Origin of the sequence: Lachnoclostridium sp., from assembly GCF_031997925.1 — a bacterium.
Taxonomy (GTDB): Bacteria; Bacillota; Clostridia; order Lachnospirales; family Lachnospiraceae; genus Lachnoclostridium.
In genome coordinates this window covers 222,976-229,582 of the sequence record NZ_DAMADT010000004.1, presented here as the reverse complement: position 1 = coordinate 229,582, position 6,607 = coordinate 222,976, and the positions used below count along the sequence as shown (strand labels likewise).

Sequence of the window (6,607 nt, the reverse complement as noted above, 5' to 3'; positions counted from 1 at the left end):
CGGATTTTTTGATGGAGTTAACGAAAATGGTTTTGCAGCTGCTGCACTATATTTTGCTGGTTATGCATGTTTTGACACTCAACAAAAATCATTTGATAGAATACCAGTTGCATCCCTAGATTTTCTTCACTATATCTTAGGTAGATGCGTAACAGTCGAAGACCTTTATGTCCTTATAAATGACATTTCCATTGTGGGTATTCCTGATCCAGTAACCAAAATCGTAGCTCCCCTTCACTGGATTGCAACTGATAGAAGTGGTAAAAGTGTTGTCATTGAGATGACAAAAGATGGGCTTATGATATATGAAGACCCAATTGGAGTTATGGCTAATAGCCCTGATTTTCCATGGCATTTAACTAATTTAAGAAATTATATGGAAGTATCTCCTATGCAAAGTCATGAAGAGTTTTGGGGTAATGTGAAATTAACACCATTTGGTCAAGCTGGAGGTACTTTACTATTACCTGGTGGTTATACTTCACCAGAACGTTTTGTAAGAACAGCATATTTAAAAACACACATTACTATGCCAACAAATAATAATGATATGGTGATAGAATGCTTCCACATTTTAGAGAGTGTTTCTATACCAAAAGGTATTGTTTTAACACAAACCGGTGCTAATGACTATACAAAATACATAACATTTATGAATACAGATACTTGCGAGTATTATTTTAAGACTTACGATAATCCTCAAATTACTACGGTTAGTCTCTGGAATGTCTATGGATATGCTGCCAACCCAATCAGCTTAGGAAAATTAGAACGCCCAATTTTATTCGAGAGATTGTAAAATTATTATGTCTTACCCAATAACAAAAGTCAGACCACAAAGTCTGACTTTTGCTTCCCTTATATTTTGTATCTATCATTATTTATATATTTTACTTACTTCCTGTTGTTTCACTCATAGTATCCGTAAGTTCTGATAATGGTTTAAAAACATAGCCCATCTCTTCCCATTTTGTTAATAATTCATCTAAAATCTCTCCGTTTGTATTTGAAGTATTGTGAAGTAGGACAATAGCTCCATTATGTATTCGCTTTAATAACTTACTAAATGCCTGATCTTTCGTTGGTTGTTTATTTTGATCCCAATCAACATAAGCGAGGCTCCAGAAGAATGTCTTATAGCCTAGTTCTTTTGCTAATTTTAAATTTTCCGTGCTATATTTCCCTTGAGGAGGACGATAATATTTCATCAACTTTTGTCCTGTAATTTGTTCAAAGAGTTTTTCCACATCATCTACTTCTTTTTGAAAACTATCCAAACTAGAGATTTTAGACATATCATAGTGATGATAGGTATGATTCCCAACTGCATGCCCTTCTGCTACCATTCGCTTAACCTGATCAGGACTAGTTTCAAGAAAATGTCCAACTACGAAGAAAGTAGCAGAAACATTATGCTTTTTTAAGGCATCTAATATTTTCCCTGTGTTTCCATTTTCATAACCACAATCAAAAGTTAAATATATTACTTTGTCAGTATTCGCTCCAATGTAGTAAGCATCATATTCCTTTAATTGTTCCATTGATACATTACCTTTTGGTTGTGTTCCTTCTTGTCCGAAACCCAGACCCCAATTATCTACCTTTTCCTTCACAGCAAACGTTTCTTGGTAATGTGCTACACCACGTGCTGTCACATTACCTAATCCATAACAAAAAGCAAAAAATACCATCCACGCAATTATTTTTTTGTAATTATTTTTGATATATCCTTTGTAATCAACTTTTTTTAAATCCTCAAATCGAAACTTCATTTCACCTATCCCTTTTCAGTATGTTTCATTTAATTATATCAATTATCTTAATAAACATTCTCAATTCTCATAATTAGATTGAAGATGCTTCTTATTATATGGTATAATATTACATAAAAATAGGTGAGGTACACTTATGGGACTATCAATATCAGTATCGCCAATCGCACTCTTCATCATCCTTATTGTATTCTTTAATTGCTTGATAAGTTTTGGAAAAAGTAAATGGATGAATCTTTGTTATATCATTCTATCTTCCATTCTTTCGTTCATAGGTATTGCTGGAATGATTCTTATGCGTCCGATATTTATTTCCAGAATAAATAAAAGTGCTAAGATACGCGAATTTGATTCCGAATTTTTGACTTGGGCAATTAAAAAGTTTGATTCTTATGCCGTTTTTTCTATTACTGCAACATGTATTATCATATTATTTTTCTTAATATATTTTATCATACTTAAAAAACGTGATGGATTTCTTTGGAATAATACTACCTTTATACTAATTCTTATCATGATTACAAACATATTTATAGGAATTGTTTATAGCATTGGAACAATCAATAAAATGTTTGATGTAGCAGGCTATATTTCGCAACTAATCATTGCTGAAATATTTGCCCTTTCTATACCTTTAGTCACCAAAAGGATTCTCATATTAAAAAATAAACAATGTCTGTGGTAAGCCATATACTTCTAAAAATAACACCATCTGTGTTTGTTGCAAAATAAACATATAAAAAAACAAGAAAAATCTCACTTTGAGTACTTTTCCTTGCCCTGAATAAAAAAGCACATGGTACCTTAACAAAAAATTGATACCATGTGCTTTCACTTCAAATATTATAATCAGATACCGTCTTTCCTCATTTCAATGACAAGATAGTGAGATGTCTCATTAGCTTTAATAGAAATCGTTTCTTCTTTGATTTCCATAGCGTCCTTTGCATTAAGATGTTCCTCATTAATGTCAGATTCACCTTCTATCTGCACTAAATAAGCTTGCCTTCCCTTCTCAACCCTAAACTTCTCTTCCATGTCTTTTTCAAGTTCTAAAACATAGATATTAACATCCTGGTTGATTTTTATAGGTGCACTCCCACTCTTACCTGAAACTATTTTCAACCAGTTATCTTTTCTTAAATCCCAGTCAAATAAATAGTCTCCATAATTTGGTGTATACCCCCTTCTATCTGGGAAAATCCATATTTGAAGTAATCTTAGAGTTTCATTACCTAGATTATGCTCACTATGAAATACGCCAGTGCCAGCACTCATATATTGCACTTGACCACGTTTTAAGGTACGCTTATTTCCCATGCTATCCGCATGTGTTAATTCCCCATCAATCACATAAGATATAATTTCCATATCCTTATGTGGATGTGTGTCAAACCCTTCATGAGGTTCTATCAAATCATCATTGATTACTCTTAATACACCAAAATTGATGTTTGTAGGATTAAAATATTCTGCAAAAGAAAAGTGAAAAATGCTATTAAGCCATCCAAGATTACTTTTACCCATTGTTTTACTATCTATTTTTCTAATCATTAGAAATCTCCTTTCTTCACTAACTTAGTGTTTACCATATTGTTTAATTGTTCTATCGTTTATTGTTTTATTGTTTTATCGTGCTATTGTTCTATTGTTTAATTGTTTAATGTGTCAACTAGCGTAAACATACTCTTAACAATATTATTTTTTATATCATCATCAATTCCATGAAATAGCTCATCTAAAAACTTCTTATGTTTCGCAAATGCGTCAGAGATAAATTCCTCCCCCTTTTGGGTTAAGCTTATATAGAATATTCTTTTATCTTTGTCACATTTTTTTCTATATATAAGATCTTTATTTTGCAACTTATCCAAAACATACGTAATGGTTCCACTCGTGACTAAAATCTTCTCAGCAATTTTCTGGACTGGTTGCTCCCCTTTATGCAGTAACATCTCCAATACTCCAAACTCACTAATGTTTAAACCATACTCTTGAACATTTTTCTCAATTCTAGAAAAAACAGTATTATAGCATCTTGCCGTTGCAATGACTAATTTCAAATTAAGATCGGTCACTTTATCACCTCTTATACCTATTCATTTCATATTCTATATGAATTATCTTGATTTCAAGATAAATATATCATGAGTTTATCTTGATGTCAAGATATTAATATCAATAAATATTATCCTTTATTTTAATCAAAGATTCTTCTCTTCTGAAATAATAGTTGTAATCAAAAAATAATGCCCTCATAAACACTATTTATTGGTTTATGAGAACATATCATTATTTGTAGATGTTTTTAAATAATTAAGTATCACTTTTTCATCTCTTTATATTGCATAAAGAATATACTCCGTAGGAATATATAAAATATTCATACGGTCACAAAAGGCACTGAATTTCAGTGCCTTTCTATTCATATAACGTATATTAAAATTTACTTATTTACTAATCAATAAAAACTACTGGTTTGATTAAATCTTGAGGCTTTGTGTCCATCATATGAAAAGCATCTTCTATTTTTTCAAAACCATTAAAACGATGAGTAATAAGCTTTGTTGTGTCGATTCTGTTGTATTCTATCATTTGAAGCATTTTCTGAATACGCAATGCTCCTCCTGGGCAGAATCCACCACGAATAGTTTTGTTCGCCATACCTAATCCCCATGAATATGCAGGCATAGCTAAAACATCTTTTATGTCAAAGAAGTTAACATTGGAGATATAACCACCTGGCTTTGTCATTTCAACTGCTTGACGGAAACTCTCTGCATTACCACCTGCAATAATAACAGAATCAGCTCCAGTCTTTGTTAATTCCATTACTTGCTTAACGAGATCGCCATCCTTATAGCTGATAATGTCTGTTGCCCCATATTCTTTCGCTACTGCAACACAGTTAGGACGGGTGCCAATTGCAATAATTCTACCAGCACCACGAAGCTTAGTACCTGCAATCGCCATGAGACCAACCGGACCTATACCGATTACTACTACAGTATCACCGAAACTAACGTTTGCATTCTCTACTCCATGAAATCCTGTAGACATCATATCAACGGTCATTACTGCTGCTTCAGGTGCTATATTCTTAGAAAGTAGTACAAGATTAGCATCTGCTTGATTTACATGAAAATACTCCGCAAATGTACCATCTTTTTGACCTAAGAACTTAAAGCTCTTCATCAAGCCTTCATCATGCGCATTATATTCTCCTTGAACGCCCAAAGCCAACCAGTTTGGAGTGGTGCATGGTACAACAACGGTATCGCCAACCTTAAAGTTATTTACCAAACTTCCAACTTCAACTACCTTACCAACCGCTTCATGACCTAAGATTAAATTTGTTTTTTCCCCTGAACCTCCGTGAAGTACATGGGTATCCGATGAACAAGGTGCTACTACAATTGGTTGTACAATTGCATCCAAAGCACCGCAAGTAGGTCTCTCTTTTTCCATCCATCCTGTATTATTGATGGATAACATACCATAACCTTTCATAATTAAGCCTCCTATAGATTTGACATTAGAACATTATAATGCTTTGTTAAATATATATCAATCTTATCGGAGAAGTTGTCAATTATGTTCTGTTTCGACATATTTAGGAAATTATGAGCAGTAAATTCATTCAGATATGAAATAGGGACTTCTTTGTTTTACATCAATACCATGATTTGTTAAATCATTATCAATTTTACGATTCATCGTGCTTGACATAATTCGGTAGACAAGGCTTGGTACTTTAAATTGAGCTACTTGATAAACCTGTCTTGGTGAATCTTCTTCCTTATCAATATGTTCAAAGAAAATCTGAAGTTGTCTATTTATCTTTTTTGAATTCGGTAATTTTTTAATAGGCTGGCCATTAAGCATTGCTCCTAATCCCATTACAAATCCACCTTTATAAGCTAAATCACATTTTTTACAAAACATCTCTAACATGGATAATCCACTTTCATGAGTATGTGGGTATGGCATTCCACCTTGTATAATTCCATATATGTTTTGACCATGTAAAACTTCCCTATGTACTGATAAATCTTCCAGTAGTGCGATCGTGTCAGCAGGATAAGTATTAATATAGCAGGGTCCACTAAATACTAAAGTATCTGCGCGATTAACAGTTTCTCTTATTTTTTCAGGATTATTCAAATTGGGATACAGGTGCATTAATTCGCAAATATGACCTTTTTCAGACAGATATTCCATACACATTTGAAGTAGCACATAGCTCGTTCCCTTCTGACGAGGGCTGACATGAAATAAAAGTATATTTTTCATACACTTCTAACCTCCTCAATAATTTGATTTCTCATTTCTTCACTCAGCGTTTTGTCTGCAATATAAGCTTTTCCAATACCTCTAGTGATAATAAGATTCTCATGAAAGAGATTTTGAAATGCTATTATTTCTTCTTCAATACAATTCTCTTTGTCTCCAATAGCAAAAAACTTAAACTTACTGCCAAGTTTACCTCCTTTCACTATTTCTTTATTTTCTACAAAATAATGACGATCCATAATCAAACCAATCTTGTCAAAAACCCGCTTTATCTTAAAAGAATAGCTACCGAACGTAATTGGTGACACAAATATTAACACATTAGAACGTAGGATTTTAGGATAAATGAAATCTCCGTCATCACGAACTGTACACTTACCATATGTCTTATAGGAGCACCCGCCACAGCTAACACATGGCTTAACCTCCACATTATCCAGCAAAATATATTCTGTTTTAACCTCTTGGGATATTAAGCCTTGATAAAGCTCCATTCCAATTTGATTTTTTCCTTCGTCTGCAATTATAGTAACCATATATCC

The 6,607-nt window shown here is 32.9% G+C and carries 8 protein-coding genes; 2 read left to right on the top strand and 6 right to left on the bottom strand.

The genetic code is table 11. The features are described 5' to 3' along the window. The coding region (locus RTP52_RS05135; RefSeq protein WP_312369643.1) for a choloylglycine hydrolase family protein at positions 1-799 on the top strand (799 nt) is incomplete at its 5' end. A gap of 91 nt (positions 800-890) precedes the next feature. Here RTP52_RS05135 and RTP52_RS05130 read toward each other — a convergent pair. Next, the gene (locus tag RTP52_RS05130) at positions 891-1,772 is read right to left on the bottom strand and encodes a polysaccharide deacetylase family protein (RefSeq protein ID WP_312101433.1); all 882 of its coding nucleotides are present in this window, start codon (positions 1,770-1,772) and stop codon (positions 891-893) included. A 136-nt stretch (positions 1,773-1,908) separates the two neighbouring features. Between RTP52_RS05130 and RTP52_RS05125 the strand changes: the two genes are divergently transcribed. After that, a complete protein-coding gene (locus tag RTP52_RS05125) occupies positions 1,909-2,457 on the top strand; it encodes a hypothetical protein (protein WP_312369641.1) in 549 nt (182 codons plus the stop codon). Positions 2,458-2,621: 164 nt separating this feature from the next. Here RTP52_RS05125 and RTP52_RS05120 read toward each other — a convergent pair whose 3' ends face one another. The 5 genes from RTP52_RS05120 to RTP52_RS05100 all read right to left on the bottom strand — a co-directional run bounded on the left by RTP52_RS05120 (position 2,622) and on the right by RTP52_RS05100 (position 6,601). Then, a complete protein-coding gene (locus RTP52_RS05120) occupies positions 2,622-3,326 on the bottom strand; it encodes a pirin family protein (RefSeq protein ID WP_312369639.1) in 705 nt (234 codons plus the stop codon). Between the two features lie 98 nt (positions 3,327-3,424). Beyond that, a complete protein-coding gene (locus RTP52_RS05115) occupies positions 3,425-3,850 on the bottom strand; it encodes a MarR family winged helix-turn-helix transcriptional regulator (protein ID WP_312369637.1) in 426 nt (141 codons plus the stop codon). Between the two features lie 379 nt (positions 3,851-4,229). Next, the gene (locus RTP52_RS05110) at positions 4,230-5,282 is read right to left on the bottom strand and encodes an NAD(P)-dependent alcohol dehydrogenase (protein ID WP_312369635.1); all 1,053 of its coding nucleotides are present in this window, start codon (positions 5,280-5,282) and stop codon (positions 4,230-4,232) included. A 126-nt stretch (positions 5,283-5,408) separates the two neighbouring features. Then, positions 5,409-6,065, bottom strand: a complete 657-nt coding sequence (locus tag RTP52_RS05105) for an NAD(P)H-dependent oxidoreductase (RefSeq protein WP_312369633.1) — start codon at positions 6,063-6,065, stop codon at positions 5,409-5,411. Further along, positions 6,062-6,601, bottom strand: a complete 540-nt coding sequence (locus tag RTP52_RS05100; protein WP_312369631.1) for an NAD(P)H-dependent oxidoreductase — start codon at positions 6,599-6,601, stop codon at positions 6,062-6,064. The genes RTP52_RS05105 and RTP52_RS05100 overlap by 4 nt, the downstream gene beginning before the upstream one ends. Positions 6,602-6,607 lie beyond the last annotated feature (6 nt).

Coding starts and splice junctions, on each gene's coding strand:
- RTP52_RS05130 (WP_312101433.1), bottom strand. CDS start 1,772: ATGAAGTTTCGATTTGAGGATTTAAAAAAAGTTGATTACAAAGGATAT.
- RTP52_RS05125 (WP_312369641.1), top strand. CDS start 1,909: ATGGGACTATCAATATCAGTATCGCCAATCGCACTCTTCATCATCCTT.
- RTP52_RS05120 (WP_312369639.1), bottom strand. CDS start 3,326: ATGATTAGAAAAATAGATAGTAAAACAATGGGTAAAAGTAATCTTGGA.
- RTP52_RS05110 (WP_312369635.1), bottom strand. CDS start 5,282: ATGAAAGGTTATGGTATGTTATCCATCAATAATACAGGATGGATGGAA.
- RTP52_RS05105 (WP_312369633.1), bottom strand. CDS start 6,065: ATGAAAAATATACTTTTATTTCATGTCAGCCCTCGTCAGAAGGGAACG.
- RTP52_RS05100 (WP_312369631.1), bottom strand. CDS start 6,601: ATGGTTACTATAATTGCAGACGAAGGAAAAAATCAAATTGGAATGGAG.